Genomic DNA, 13,892 nt, shown 5'->3' with positions numbered 1-13,892 from the left:
GAGCAGGCTATGCCAGAGGCAATTGGGTAGTGTACTTCAATGACTCCATTGCAAAGGTTGAAGTCACGTTATTAATCCCTTTCACGCCATTGACCAGTTTTTTATAAAACTGGTCAAAACACTTCATGTCTTTGACCAACACTTTCATCATGTAATCGTACTCACCCGCCATTCGATAAAACTCCATCACCTCAGGGTACTCAGACACAGTCACGACAAAATGGCTGTACCATTCGTGCGAGTGATCGCTGGTCTTAATCAACACAAACGCGGTAAAACTCAAATCTAATTTTTCTGGGTCAAGCAGGGCAACTCGCTGCGCAATCACGCCAGATTCTTCAAGCTTTTTCAACCGCTTCCAGCAAGGTGTGGTGGTTAAGTTCACCGCTTCAGCCAAATCATTTAGCGACAAAGTGCTGTCTTGTTGCAGTAATGAGAGGATCATGCGATCAATTCTATCAAGCTCCATAGCTTCCCCAAAATAAGAGAATAATTTTCTCTAAAACTACAAAATGACAGGCAACATAGCAAAACTTTTCTCTCAAATTAAGGGTAAATTACCCTCATAATAACGATGGAGAGAGAACCATGTGCACCGATCATCAATGGATTAACAACGCAATTCGAAAAATAGAAGCGGACTACCAACGTTCGGCCGATACTCATCTGATCAAGCTCGATTTGCCTTGTGTCGCTGGGGTCGATATTTATCTCAAAGATGAAAGTACGCATCCTACGGGTTCACTCAAACACCGCCTAGCCCGTTCTCTTTTTCTGTATGCCATCTGTAACGGCTGGGTTGGCCCTGAAACTACTATCATTGAATCTTCATCGGGCAGTACTGCGGTATCAGAAGCTTATTTTGCCCGTTTACTAGGCTTGCCTTTTATTGCTGTAATGCCCAAATGTACTGCACGTAAAAAAATTGAGCAGATTGAGCTTTATGGCGGCCAAGCGCATTTAGTCGATCGCTCTGATCAAATTTATGCCGAATCACACCGCTTAGCCAAAGAACTGAATGGCCATTATATGGACCAGTTCACTTATGCTGAACGTGCGACCGACTGGCGTGGTAATAGCAATATTGCCGACAGTATTTTTAACCAAATGCAAATGGAAGATCACCCCGTTCCGACATGGATTGTAATGAGCCCGGGCACAGGCGGAACCTCAGCAACTATAGGCCGCTTTATTCGCTACCAAAAACACAATACCAAACTGTGCGTCGTCGACCCTGAAAACTCGGTATTTCATGATTATTTCAAAAGCCGAGACCCAAGCTTAACCTTGCAGTGTGGTAGCAAAATTGAAGGAATTGGTCGTCCACGAGTTGAACCGAGTTTTATTCCCGGCGTAGTCGATGAAATGCGCACCGTTGCGGATGCCGCCAGTGTCGCTACGATCTATTGGTTGGAAAAACTACTCGGCCGCAAAGCAGGCCCCTCTACCGGCACCAATCTTTATGGGGTTTTGCAAATTGCCAGTGAGATGAAACAACGAGGTGAAACAGGCTCCATCGTGACGCTGTTATGCGACAGCGGCGAACGTTATTTAGATACCTATTACTGTGCCGATTGGGTGAAAAGCAATATTGGTGATTTAACACCTTATCTTTCAAAATTAGAAGCCTTTGAAACAACGGCTAAATTAGCTTAGTGACCTAGCAAAACGCCCAAGACAAACTTGGGCGTTTTGGATGCATCGTGAAAAGTCTTAGCCTTGAATGCCGACAATCAACCAAGGTGCATTAGGTACGGTTAAATCACGCTCTAAATGCCACACATCATTAATATCTTCTTCAATGCCTTCCACGGAATCGCGGTAGCGGCCAGTAAACTGCAAACTCAACTGCGCTTTACTTGCATCGTAATCGGCGCGAACGACTTCAGCGTCTACGTACATCACATCTGTGTGCTGTTCACCGTTTAGCTTTGCGCGCTCTTGTTTTAAATCTTCAAACAAGCTCGCCGATACGTATTCTTCAACAGTTTCAAGTTGGTTATGGTTCCAAGCACCTTGCAAAATACGGTAGTGTTCGCGCGCACCATTAATGAAAGCTACCTTATCAAAATCGGCTGGATAGTTATGTGGGATATCGCTGTGTGCATTCGCTCCAAAACCACCCGTGGCTTGAGGCTGTTGTTCAAAATTGTGCACGTTAGGCTGTTCAAACTCCGTCCGGTTATTCACGCCACCAAACGCAGGCTGCTGCCGATTCATGCTACCCTGCTTCGCACCAAGCATACCGCGCATCAGTTTAAAGAGCACAAAAGCAATCAGGCCGAAGATCAGAATATCCATAAATTGGATACCCTCAAACGCGCCGCCAAAGAAAGCCGCTAGTAGACCACCTGCGAGTAAACCACCCAGTAATCCGCCCATCAGACCTTTTTTGGTCGAACCAGCTTTACCTGCTTGATCTTGCTTAATGGTGTCATTTTTTTGAGTCTGCTGTTTGGGAGCTGGAGCCGTTTTATAGCTTTTACCAAACGATTTACCACCGCCAAATTTCTTTGCTTCTGCTATCGGTGTGATCGCAACAGCAACCATCAGCAGTGCTACAAGGGAAAAAAAACGTTTCATGTTTTTCCTTAGGGTTATAATTATTGAGGCTTACTCATCATAACCACTTCGGATAGACAAGAAAACCGTTGCTTCTCGCAGACATGTATCAGAATATTGCAAATTAACCGTCCATAAGTTGACGCTTATACACCACCCCACTAGAATATCGAACGTTGTTCATAATTGATACGTAACCATGGCCAGACGAAACGATCACACCCGAGAAGAACTGATTGCATTGACACTCAAGACCGCGAAGCATTTTCTTCAAAATCACACTTATCACGAGCTCAGCCTGCGTAAAATCGCAACCATGATTGGCTACGTACCTAGCACTTTGGTCAATGTCTTCGGCAGTTACAATCTTTTATTACTGCATGTGGTAGCTCAAACCTTGGATGAACTCTCTTCACAAGCGAAAAAAGTGGTGGGTAAGTGTAGCGATCCAAAAGAAGCGTTGTATAAATTGGCCTATTGCTACCACGATTTTGCTCAGTTGCACCCCAATCGCTGGCAACTTATTTTTGAACATAATATGAATGGTGAACTACTTCCCCAGTGGCAAGCAGAGCGCATCGACAACATGACCGCCATGCTTGAAGGTTTATTGACCATCCTTGCTCCACAACACTCGCAACAAGAAGTGCTGCAAGCAAGCCGAGTCCTGTGGTCTGGCGTACATGGTATTACCTTATTAAGCGTAGATGATAAATTTTTCGCCGCCGAACCCATCGATGGGAAAGAGCTGATTGAAAACCTACTCTCAAACTATCTTAATCACTGGGCGCGATAAGGACCATCAATGAGTCAATCTCAATCTTCATTGCTGACTCAGCAACGATTTCTTCCGTATTTCATCACCCAGTTTTTTGGCGCATTTAACGATAACATCTTTAAAAATGTCTTGCTGCTATTGGTCGCGTTTGCTGGAGCGAACGTGTTACCGGTTTCCAGTAATTTATTTATTAACCTTGCTGCAGGGCTATTCATTCTTCCTTTTTTCCTTTTTTCTGCCTCTGCTGGTGTGCTTGCTGACAAGTACGAAAAATCCGCTTTCATTCGTAAAGTGAAATTGGCTGAAATTGGCATCATGTGTCTTGGCGCGATCGGTTTTATGACCGAGAGTTACGCCATTTTACTGTTATTACTGTTTTTAATGGGGACACAATCGGCCTTTTTTGGTCCAGTCAAATACGCTTTATTGCCGCAGCAACTCAAGCCGAATGAATTGGTTCCGGGCAATGCGTTAGTGGAAACAGGCACATTTTTAGCGATTTTATTAGGCACATTGGGGGCTGGGCTCATTGCCTCGATGCCCTACACTAAATACGTGGCTGCTGGCGCGGTGGTGCTATTTGCGTTGTTAGGCTATTTAGCCAGCCGTCATATTCCTAAAGCCCCTGCTTGCGCACCCGATCTCGTTTTTCGCTGGCAGCCCATTAAGCAAACCAAGCAGACCATTGCGATTGCCAAACAAGACCGTACTATTTTCCAATGCGTAATGGCGATCAGTTGGTTCTGGTTTTTAGGTGCCGCCTACTTAACTCAATTTCCAAATTTCACACATCACTATTTATATGGCGCAGAGAGCGCCGTTTCTTTTTTGCTAGCACTGTTTTCTGTTGGCATTGCCACTGGCTCATTGACCTGTGACAAATTATCGCATCATAGAATAGAGATCGGTATCGTTCCTATCGGCAGTTTTGGCATTACATTATTTGGCTATTTAATGGCAACCTCCGTGCCAGAAAAATTACCTCAATTTACTGATTTTTATAAATTTATCAGCTACCAATCACTATGGCCGATGTTTCTTTTCTTATTGTTGATTGGCGTCTGCGGTGGCATCTTCATTGTGCCTTTATATGCGCTAATGCAGCAGCGTGCTAAAGTCACTCAACGCGCACAAGTCATTGCCGCTTTAAATATCTACAACTCACTGTTTATGGTGGCGAGTGCACTATTAGGGATTATCTGTTTGAGTTTTCTTGAGCTTACGATCCCTCAGTTCTTCATTATATTAGCTTTGCTTAATGGCTTTGTTGCACTCTATTTATGCTACCAAGTCCCGGTCTTCTTGGTGCGATTTCTAATGTGGATGCTCACGCATACCATGTATCGAGTCAGCCACAAAAATCTTCATCACTTACCTGAAAAGGGCGGAGCACTGCTGGTGTGCAATCATGTTAGCTATATGGATGCACTGTTGCTGAGCGCGGTTTGTCCTCGCTTAATCCGTTTTGTGATGGAAGAGGATTATGCCAATTTGCCGCCACTTCGTCGCTTTTTGAAACGTGCAGGCGTGATACCTATTTCCGCAACGCGTCGCGGTTCTATCCGCCAAGCCTTTAACGATGTAGAACAAGCATTGGCAGAAGGGCATATCGTCTGCATTTTCCCAGAGGGACGGTTAACCGCGGATGGCGAAATCAGCGATTTCATGCGCGGGATGGATATTATTTTAAAACGCAGCTCTGTGCCTGTCATCCCCATGGCATTGAAGGGGTTGTGGGGAAGCTATTTTAGCCGTGCCAAAGGGCGCGCCTGCTGTGGACTACCGACTCGTTTTTGGTCACATATAGAAATTGAAGCTGGCGAGCCCGTCCCCCCCAAAGAGGCAACAACACAAGTGATGCAACAAAAAGTCGCCAAACTCAGGGGGGATTGGCGTTAGATTGGGATTGAGTGCAAACCAAACACTAGCTTGATCTTATACTGAAGAGTGAACGTACAAATATGTTATTAACGGGCTGTTAGGCTGATGACATACACATGAGTACCCCATCTTTAGTGATTTTTTTCGATGCGCAGTGTCCTTTGTGCTGCAATGAAATGCGTTCATTAAAAACCTTCGATCACCATGGTCGGGTTCAGCTTATCGACATAAATGACGCCGATGCTATGCGTAGCTTTCCTTCTATCGACAAAAGCAAGGCGTTATCGATATTGCATGGCTTAGACCAACAAGGCAATCTGCTTTATGGGCTGGATGTGACCGTTCTAGCTTGGCGTTTAGTCAACAAACATCGCTGGTTATTCATCACGCGCTTGCCCATCCTAAAATGGATTAGCGACCAAATTTATCTCCTTTTTGCAAAACATCGCATGTCGATATCTCGCTGGTTTAGTCATGCTCAATGCCGTAATGGCGTTTGTAAAAACAGAGAGTGATAACAATGAAATACCTCATTATTGGCGCCTCAAGCATCATCGCCCAAGCTTTTATAAGGGAGCTCAAAGCGCAGACTTTAGCGCCAGAAATCGTTACCGTCTCAAGACAAAAATATCTCGCCCAATCCTCAAGCGAACATTTTCCAACCGACTACAGTATCGAATCAACGGCCTTGATCGCCAAAACATTGGCCGACATCGGGCATAAGTTTGATCAAATTGTGTTTTTTAATGGGCAACTACACAACGGCACCTATACACCAGAAAAGCGTATCTCAAGGTTTGACGAGTCTTACTTTCAATGGCTTTTACAATGTAACGTTTTGAGCCAAGTGCGTTGGTTTCAATATTTACCATCACTTATTGATCGTCAATCTTTTGCAAAAATTACGGTTTTTAGCGCGCGGATAGGTAGCTTAGAGGATAACTACAGTGGCGGCTGGTACAGCTATCGGATGAGTAAAGCGGCGCTAAATATGGCGACGAAAAGCTTTGCGATAGAGCTAGCTCGCACTCATCCCAACACACAAACTATTCTGTTTCATCCGGGAACCACCGACACCCCGCTTTCTAAACCATTTCAGCGTAATGTGGCTAGCGATAAGCTCTTTGAACCGGAGTTTGTGGCTAAGCAACTTTATCAACTACAGCAAAAGGAAATGTTAAATAAGCCCGTCTGTTTTGTGGATTGGCAGCACCAGACCATCAAATGGTGATCGCTCATCATTGAGTAGTCGATAACGCAGCTGATGTTCGGTGAGCCACGTTTTTAAGGTCTTGCGCGATATTTTAATACCCGTTTCGCTCAAGTGATTTGGTATTAAAAAATAATCGATGGGATATTTAAATCTTTCAAGCCTGCCATTGAGCCACTGCTCTAACGCCTCTTTTTTAGGCATAGTTTGGCATTGCAACAAAGCAACGCTGCGCGCGCCAAACTCATCATCATGAACAGGGATCACCATCGCTAAAGCAATGTCGGGGTGGTGAGATAATACCGCTTCAATCTCTTCACAATGAATGTTTTCGCCTCCAGAGATAAATTGGTTATCAACGCGGCCAATAATGCACAGCTCATCATTCTGCCAATGGCCAAGATCTTGGCTGTCGAACCATCCTTGTTCATCGATAAGAGGCGTGATTAAGCCTTGTTGGTAATAGCCACTGGATATGGTTTCACCGCCAATGAAAATACGCTGACCTTGTAGCTTCACTTGCCGTTTAGGTAGCAAGTGGCCAACACTCTGGCTTGCGTTAACACGTTTTGCTGTGACAGTGGAAGCTGCTTCCGTCATACCATAACCCACCCAAGTTTCAATGCCATGCTTTGCCGCCTGCTGGGCGAGATGGTTTGGGATATGGCCTCCGCCAAGCAGCACGTGCGTTAATGCGAGCGGTGTTTTACTGTCTAATAAACGCTTCAGTTGAGTAGCAACCAATGAAGCATGCGTAACATGAATTATATCTTGGGTGAGATCGCCGCTGCCGACTTTTAAGCAAGCACCAGCTACTAGCCAGCGATAAATAATGGCTAACCCAGACACATGATACATCGGTAAACTCAGCAGCCACGTATCATGGCAACTAAATGAAAATACCTCAAGTAAGCCACTGGCTGACGACCAATGCTGCTGAAAAGTATGAATAACGGCTTTAGGAACCCCAGTAGAGCCAGAAGTAAAGATGATTGAGGCAAACTGTGTCTCAGCCTTGTTTACCATAGCGCTCGTGGGCGGCGAAACATGTTCGTTAGTAATATGTTCATGAGTAAAAAGCTGGATGTTAGCCTCAGCGAGCAATGAAGTTAGCTCACTCTCCTCAAGCTTAGCTCCTTCACCTAACCATAACCAATGTGGTTGATTCTCTCCGTATAAGGTACTGAGTTTCTGTTTCAGCAGCATCACAGGTTGTGGCATGGTGATGGCGCAGATCACGCCAAGTTTTAACGACGCAAGGTAGATGAACACTAACTCAAGGCTGTTCTTACCCACTAACGTCAGCACATCTTGGTTCTGCAAACCTTGCTGCTGCATTGCAAAAGCATAAGCGTCAATACGGTTCGCTAACTGCTGCCAAGTGTAGGTTTGATTCGCCGTACGCAATGCGATCGCGTGCGGCGAATACAAAGCATGTTGTTGCCACGGCTTTTGGCAAAAGGAAACGCCTACTCGCATTGAGATTGCCAAACCACCGTTTGCTGTGCGAGCGTTTGTATCGGCAATGCGCTGTTGGGCCATGCGCTTTCGAGTTGTGCTTTAAACAAACTAATCGTATCTAGCCCCGGAATTTCATTAGGCAGTTGCCACTGCGCAAAACGAGCTAATTGGCAAAGCCCTAAGCTCGATTCGATGCTAGAGCTAATAACGGCTTGAATGCCTAATGTTTTAGCTTTTTCAATCAAAGCGATACAGCGCTGTACCGAGCCAATCAAGGTCGGTTTAATCACAATGGCTTTCGCTCCCGTCAGATCTTCTAGCTGAAAATCTGCACGGCGAACGGCTTGCTGTAAGGTTTCATCCCACGCAATCGCAATACCCGTATTGATAGCAAAAGCCAAGCTGTCACTGGGAGATGGACACGGCTCTTCCAAAAACGCAATGCGTTGACGCAGCGAAGGAGAAACATATTGGGCAAATTTTTCAGCTTTAGCGGGTGTCCAAGCTTGGTTAGCATCAAGACGCAATTGCAAATCAGGCATGGATTCTAAAAACAGATTTACGATCATCCCATCGCGAATCGCTTCGTACAGCCCAACTTTAATCTTCGCAACTCTATGATCGCCCGGTAGCGCGTTCAGAAGCGGGATCAGTTCATCAGGGTCTCCCGAGCACAAAGGTGCTGCGTGATAGTGTCCGGCTTGAGGCAACCCACCATCCAGCTCTAACTCCGCCATCGACAAACCAAAGGCAACAGAAGGAAAAAGATCATCATAGGTAATAAGCTCACCACTAACCCAAAGCTGAAGCTGCGCTATTAACTGCTGCTGTGCTTGCTCAAGTGACTCTAAACTGAAACCGGGTAATGGGGCAACTTCACCCAACGCTGAACCGTGATCATCTTGTAATTCAATAATCAGACCTTCACGTTCTACCAGCTTCTGATTGCGGAGAATAACGCCGCTATCCATCGGTAAACAGTAGCGATACAGTGTTGCTCTGCGCATAATTTCAACCTTTTGTTCGATATTCGACTTTGTTCATTGAGACCACTAGCCCAAATCATCACGGAAAATGGATGATTTGAGCCGATTTTACGCTTAAGGATTACGAGGGAATTTATTGAAATCAGGGCGGCGTTTTTCATTGAAGGCATTGCGCCCTTCTTGCCCTTCTTCTGTCATATAGAACATCATGGTTGCGTTACCCGCCAGTTCTTGCAAACCTGCTTGGCCGTCACAATCTGCGTTGAGCGCTGCTTTCAAACAGCGCAGCGCCATAGGGCTATGCTGCAATACTTCACGACACCAGCGAACCGTCTCTTTTTCTAAATCAGCTACTGGCACAACCGTGTTGACCAGCCCCATGTCCAACGCTTCTTGAGCATCATAAAAACGGCAAAGGAACCAAATTTCACGCGCTTTTTTCTGCCCAACGATACGGGCCATGTAAGACGCACCCCATCCACCATCGAATGAACCCACTTTGGGTCCTGTTTGACCAAACTGGGCATTTTCTGCCGCTATAGTTAAATCGCACATCATATGCAGCACATGGCCACCACCGACAGCCCAACCAGCCACCGCCGCAATTACAGGTTTCGGACAGGTACGAATTTGGCGTTGGAAATCGAGCACATTGAGATGATGCGTACCGGACTCATCACGATAGCCGCCGTAGTCGCCACGAATTTTTTGATCGCCACCAGAGCAAAATGCCGCTTCACCAAGACCAGTTAGAATGATCACGCCAACTTGCTCATCATAACGCGCATCGGCCAGCGCACTGATCATCTCTTTAACCGTTTGTGGGCGAAAGGCATTACGCACCTGAGGGCGGGCAATCGTAATTTTGGCAATGCCATCTTGCGATTTGTGATAGTGAATATCTTCATATTCGGCGCTGCAGTCACTCCAGATGACTGGTGCGTACAATTCTTGTTCAGTAATACCGACTGTTTTAGCCATGGTGCTTTCCATTGTTCTATTAATTATTGTTTTTGAACCAACGCGTTAGCATTGGCTGATAAATTCTTGAATAAGATGAGCAAATACTTCGGGCTGCTCATAATGGACATTATGCCCTGCAGCCTGCACTTGGCGATATTCGAAGCCGCTTTGCTGTGCCAGATGAACAAACTTACTGTCCTTCTCCCCACAAATATAGACCATTGGCAATGCGACTTGCTCAAGTTGTGCGAGCAGATAAGGCTGCTTTGCCAATGAAGTCGAAAGTAGCATGTGAGCCACTGCCACCCCAAGATTAGCACTGCGTTGAGTGACTAAAGTTTGTCTTTGCTCATGATTTAATGAAGAAAAAACGGGTTGATGATACCAATCGACCAAAACTCGCTCAATCTGCTCAGTTTGGAAACGATGTGCCCAATGGTGATCATTTTTCAATCGTTGTTCACGTTCAAAAGAACTCTGCAAGCCGAAGTGGCCACCCTCAACGATCAAACCTTGAATATTCAACGCCGAAAAACGCTGCATCGCCACGCCATACATTGCCAGCCTTCCACCAAGTGAATAGCCCACCAATACGATAGGTGTTTTTTCGCCAAGCTGCTTAAGCACGGTTGCAGAAATGTGAGCGCAGCACTCATCAAAATCATCACATAAGAGAGACTGACTACCGCCATGACCGGGAAGATCAATCCATAATTGCGAGTATGGCGAAAGGAAAACCGCCGTTTTCGACCAATCTCGCCCACTGCCTAGTAAACCATGTAGAAAAACCACCACAGGCTCGACCGACGTCGAACCTGTGGTGGTGCTGCAATAAAAACGACTACAAAGCATAAACTTGCTGGGTAAATTGTGTGATTTGCTCACCAGCTTGCCCAGACGGCGTGGTCACTTCAACCAATAAGGTGCCAGTACCCTGCTGTAAATGTTCACGGACCAAGCTTTGATAAGCAGATAAGGTTTGCGGACAAGCATAACCTAAACGAAACTGCCGTGCGGCGTGTTCAAATTGGTAGCCATGGGGCATTTGGTACAAGGCGGTTTTGTGTGTTTTGGGAACGGGTAATAGATCAAAAATAGCGCCACCATCATTATTCACCACCACCAGCACCAGAGGCGTGCTGACTTGGCTAAGCAGAGCTAGAGAATTCAGATCATACAGCAATGACGTGTCACCAATAAATACCAACATTGGATTATGATTGGCTCGTTGTACTCCTGCGGCGGTTGCCACTAAGCCATCAATGCCCGAAGCGCCTCGATTGGAGTAAACCGAACGTCCCTCAATTTGAGCAAACATATCGGCTAAACGGACGAACAAACTGTTGCCGATAAATAGGTCGGCCCCTTCGCTACGCTCGGCCATATCGAGCGCTAAACCAATCTCTGTAATGGAAGAGTCACCGTTCAAATGTAATTTAGCCAGTTGGGCAATCTCTTGCGCCACACTTTTTATCCGATCCGACCAACCCGCTTGCGCCGCACCTAAAGCCGTTAATTTACCAATATGCCGATCGACCCAGCACGCAATATCAGTGACAAACTGCTGTTGCATCAGATGGTTTTGATTATTACGTGCCATTTGGGGTGAAACGTAAATATACTGCACGTTACCCGTGTGGGCATGGCTAGCTAGCCATTGAGTAAGCCGTTTTGAGACCAGCCGTGAACCGAATTGGATCACCACCTCACTTTCACTAAGCAGCTCACGTGCTCGCGCATTTTGCAACCATAAATCAAAATGCGCCCATTCGCTGCTCACGCCTGATTGTGGATCACATAAGACTGGCCAGCCAAGTTTGTTGGCAAAATGCTTGGCCTTCTTCGCTTCAGCTAACGTCAACGACCCAAGAATCACCAGCCCTTTTTTACTCAGCCATGCACCATCATCTAACGTTTTGGTTTGGGTTTGGTACTGGCGAGAGCTGAATGCTTGCTCACGCTGATGCCACGCTTCAATCACAGCTAAATAGTCCGCGTAAAGATCTACATCATGTTCGGCATAAAGTGGTTCGGGAAAGGGACAGTTAATATGTATTGCACCACCCATATAATCTTGGTTGGCCATGGCTTCATCGACTGTGGTTAACAACCAAGTCAATGGAATAGTCGTCGATGGACTGGGTAGATTCACCGCCTGCGTGACATGTGATGAGTAAATACCTACTTGATTGATTGCTTGATTCGCACCGCATCCCACGAGCTCAACGGGCCGGTCAGCCGTGAGTACAACGAGTTTTTCACCCGTGAGGTGTGACTCAGCAATCGCTGGCAGTAAATTAGCCGCCGCCGTGCCAGAAGTGACAATCACCGCAACTGGCTTTTGGCTCGCCTTAGCAAGACCTAAAGCAAGAAAGCCCAGCCCACGCTCATCAAAGTGAGTATGGATTGAAAGCTTGTGATTGGCGGCCGCCTCTAAGGTCAAGGGTGTCGAGCGTGAACCTGGTGCAATACAGATCTCTTGCACCCCAAGTCGAGTAAGCTCCTCAAGTAGCGTTTGGCTCCAAATTCGGTTCAGCACTGCTTGGTCATGCTTCATGACGCCACTCCTAAAGGAAAATGGTCGCTGATCAAACTCAGTAAGGTTGCCATTTTTTTGTCTAACTCTTGCCATTCATGCTCAGCAACTGAACCTGGAACAATGCCCGCTCCGGCAAACAGTTGGACCTGATTATCCACCAGCAAAGCGCTGCGAATCGCCACACAAAACTCCGCTTGTTGATGGCTAAAATAACCGACTGAGCCGGCATACCAACCACGTGCAAAAGGCTCATTAGCCTGAATAAAATCCATCGCCGCTTTACGCGGCAGGCCAGCCACGGCTGCGGTCGGTTGTAACGCGTTCAGCAGTTGTACACCATTCACACCCTTTTTCAGCTGCGCATGGATACCCCGTTTTAAATGTTGCACTTTGCGCAAACGCACTAAACGGACGTCCTGTTCAACATCAACCCTTTCAGAATGAGGCGTTAACCGTTCAATAATGTCATCCACTACATATTGATTTTCATTAAGATTTTTACTGTCTTGAGTAAGCCAATGAGATAACTCCATGTCTTGGCTCGCATTTTCTCCCCGACCTATAGTTCCCGCCAGCGCTTCGGTATACAAAGTCTGCCCTTGACGAGCGTACAAACGCTCAGGTGTCGACCCCATAAAGCTGTGTTTTTGATCAAATGCTAATAAAAAATGAAAACTGTGATGATTGTGCGCCGCACTTGCCTTAATCAACTGCGCCGCGCTTAACGGCTTATCTAAACTGAGTGTCGTTTGCCGCGCGAGCACCACTTTCTTAAACGCTTGATGATCAATTCCCTCAAGCACTTGATTGACCAACTGCTGCCACTTCACCTCATTAGGTTGATGGGTGACCTGTTTTATATGTGACGTCATACCACGTAACGGACTAACTTCAAGTTGCAGTTTATGCAGTGCGACCAAGGTTCGTTGGCGTTCAGCGGTAATATTCGCCGCCAATGACCATTGACCATCACAGCAAATCAGCTCAATTTGCGGTAAAAAGAAAAATGAGGATAGACAACGGCGATTTTTGTCCGTATGCCCATCAAAAGAACGTCCACCCCAAACTCGCTGCTCCTGACCAAGAATAGCGTAGGCAGGTTCAGCCTCAGAAAAAGTATACAGCTGACCTAATGCCACGACTTCTTCGCGCGTATCGCGTGACTGCCAATAAAATTTAGGGAAAATGGGTTGCGCTTCAAGCCAATCAATTGGCGCGAAAGGGGGAGCTTCTTGCAGTATTTGTACAAAACGAACGTCATCATCCTTCGCGTCGTTTATTTGCTCGATTAACCGAGCAATAGCTTGATGAAAATGCGACAAATCGACCTCGAAAACATTGAGACACGGGCTCTACTGACGGCTACTCTATTTAGAGAGGGAAACGAAATCAAGGTTACGAGTTATCTTTTGCAGATTCCTGTGATAACGGGCATCCTCATCTGTATCCTAAAAGCGTACAGTGGCAGATTTTTATTCTATCAAACATCAATTTAGTGTAGTTTAATAAAGA

13 protein-coding genes are annotated in these 13,892 nt (G+C 46.1%); 5 read left to right on the top strand and 8 right to left on the bottom strand.

Annotation, left to right across the window (positions count from 1 at the left end):
- Positions 1 to 7: 7 nt before the first annotated feature.
- Positions 8 to 469: an Lrp/AsnC family transcriptional regulator gene (locus AACV20_RS05400; RefSeq protein ID WP_010319994.1), complete on the bottom strand. Its 462-nt coding sequence runs from the start codon at positions 467 to 469 to the stop codon at positions 8 to 10.
- Positions 470 to 588: 119 nt separating this feature from the next.
- On the opposite strand from AACV20_RS05400, the gene AACV20_RS05395 reads away from it, so the two are divergent.
- A complete protein-coding gene (locus tag AACV20_RS05395) occupies positions 589 to 1,656 on the top strand; it encodes a PLP-dependent cysteine synthase family protein (protein WP_013856440.1) in 1,068 nt (355 codons plus the stop codon).
- Positions 1,657 to 1,713: 57 nt separating this feature from the next.
- Here AACV20_RS05395 and AACV20_RS05390 read toward each other — a convergent pair whose 3' ends face one another.
- Positions 1,714 to 2,583, bottom strand: a complete 870-nt coding sequence (locus AACV20_RS05390) for a Tim44 domain-containing protein (protein ID WP_170906996.1) — start codon at positions 2,581 to 2,583, stop codon at positions 1,714 to 1,716.
- 178 nt (positions 2,584 to 2,761) lie between these two features.
- Here AACV20_RS05390 and AACV20_RS05385 point away from each other — a divergent pair, with 178 nt between their 5' ends.
- From AACV20_RS05385 to AACV20_RS05370, 4 genes are all read left to right on the top strand, one after another.
- The gene (locus AACV20_RS05385) at positions 2,762 to 3,358 is read left to right on the top strand and encodes a TetR/AcrR family transcriptional regulator (RefSeq protein WP_013856438.1); all 597 of its coding nucleotides are present in this window, start codon (positions 2,762 to 2,764) and stop codon (positions 3,356 to 3,358) included.
- 9 nt (positions 3,359 to 3,367) lie between these two features.
- Positions 3,368 to 5,239 carry an MFS transporter gene (locus AACV20_RS05380; protein ID WP_170906995.1) on the top strand — a complete coding sequence of 624 codons (1,872 nt, stop codon included), beginning with the start codon at positions 3,368 to 3,370 and terminating at the stop codon, positions 5,237 to 5,239.
- A 98-nt stretch (positions 5,240 to 5,337) separates the two neighbouring features.
- Complete coding sequence (locus tag AACV20_RS05375; protein WP_017045280.1) at positions 5,338 to 5,736, top strand: thiol-disulfide oxidoreductase DCC family protein; 399 nt, start codon at positions 5,338 to 5,340, stop codon at positions 5,734 to 5,736.
- 5 nt (positions 5,737 to 5,741) lie between these two features.
- Positions 5,742 to 6,452, top strand: a complete 711-nt coding sequence (locus AACV20_RS05370; RefSeq protein WP_170906994.1) for an SDR family NAD(P)-dependent oxidoreductase — start codon at positions 5,742 to 5,744, stop codon at positions 6,450 to 6,452.
- Here the strand turns inward: AACV20_RS05370 and menE are convergent.
- The 6 genes from menE to AACV20_RS05340 all read right to left on the bottom strand — a co-directional run bounded on the left by menE (position 6,399) and on the right by AACV20_RS05340 (position 13,702).
- Complete coding sequence (menE, locus tag AACV20_RS05365) at positions 6,399 to 7,910, bottom strand: o-succinylbenzoate--CoA ligase (RefSeq protein WP_170907023.1); 1,512 nt, start codon at positions 7,908 to 7,910, stop codon at positions 6,399 to 6,401. The genes AACV20_RS05370 and menE overlap by 54 nt on opposite strands.
- Positions 7,901 to 8,899 carry an o-succinylbenzoate synthase gene (gene menC, locus AACV20_RS05360; RefSeq protein ID WP_170906993.1) on the bottom strand — a complete coding sequence of 333 codons (999 nt, stop codon included), beginning with the start codon at positions 8,897 to 8,899 and terminating at the stop codon, positions 7,901 to 7,903. The genes menE and menC overlap by 10 nt, the downstream gene beginning before the upstream one ends.
- Positions 8,900 to 8,992: 93 nt before the next feature.
- On the bottom strand, positions 8,993 to 9,859 hold the full coding sequence (gene menB, locus AACV20_RS05355; protein ID WP_026027256.1) for a 1,4-dihydroxy-2-naphthoyl-CoA synthase: 867 nt from the start codon (positions 9,857 to 9,859) through the stop codon (positions 8,993 to 8,995).
- A gap of 45 nt (positions 9,860 to 9,904) precedes the next feature.
- Positions 9,905 to 10,693: a 2-succinyl-6-hydroxy-2,4-cyclohexadiene-1-carboxylate synthase gene (menH, locus tag AACV20_RS05350; protein ID WP_170906992.1), complete on the bottom strand. Its 789-nt coding sequence runs from the start codon at positions 10,691 to 10,693 to the stop codon at positions 9,905 to 9,907.
- Positions 10,683 to 12,398, bottom strand: a complete 1,716-nt coding sequence (gene menD / locus AACV20_RS05345) for a 2-succinyl-5-enolpyruvyl-6-hydroxy-3-cyclohexene-1-carboxylic-acid synthase (protein WP_170906991.1) — start codon at positions 12,396 to 12,398, stop codon at positions 10,683 to 10,685. The genes menH and menD overlap by 11 nt, the downstream gene beginning before the upstream one ends.
- Positions 12,395 to 13,702, bottom strand: coding sequence for an isochorismate synthase (locus AACV20_RS05340; RefSeq protein ID WP_170906990.1), 1,308 nt, complete (start codon positions 13,700 to 13,702; stop codon positions 12,395 to 12,397). The genes menD and AACV20_RS05340 overlap by 4 nt, the downstream gene beginning before the upstream one ends.
- Between the last annotated feature and the right edge of the window lie 190 nt (positions 13,703 to 13,892).

Origin of the sequence: Vibrio sp. B4-6 (assembly GCF_963888245.1) — a bacterium.
Classification (GTDB): domain Bacteria; phylum Pseudomonadota; class Gammaproteobacteria; order Enterobacterales; family Vibrionaceae; genus Vibrio; species Vibrio anguillarum.
Note: the sequence above shows the minus strand (reverse complement) of the source record. Positions and strands in the feature narration are given on the sequence as shown.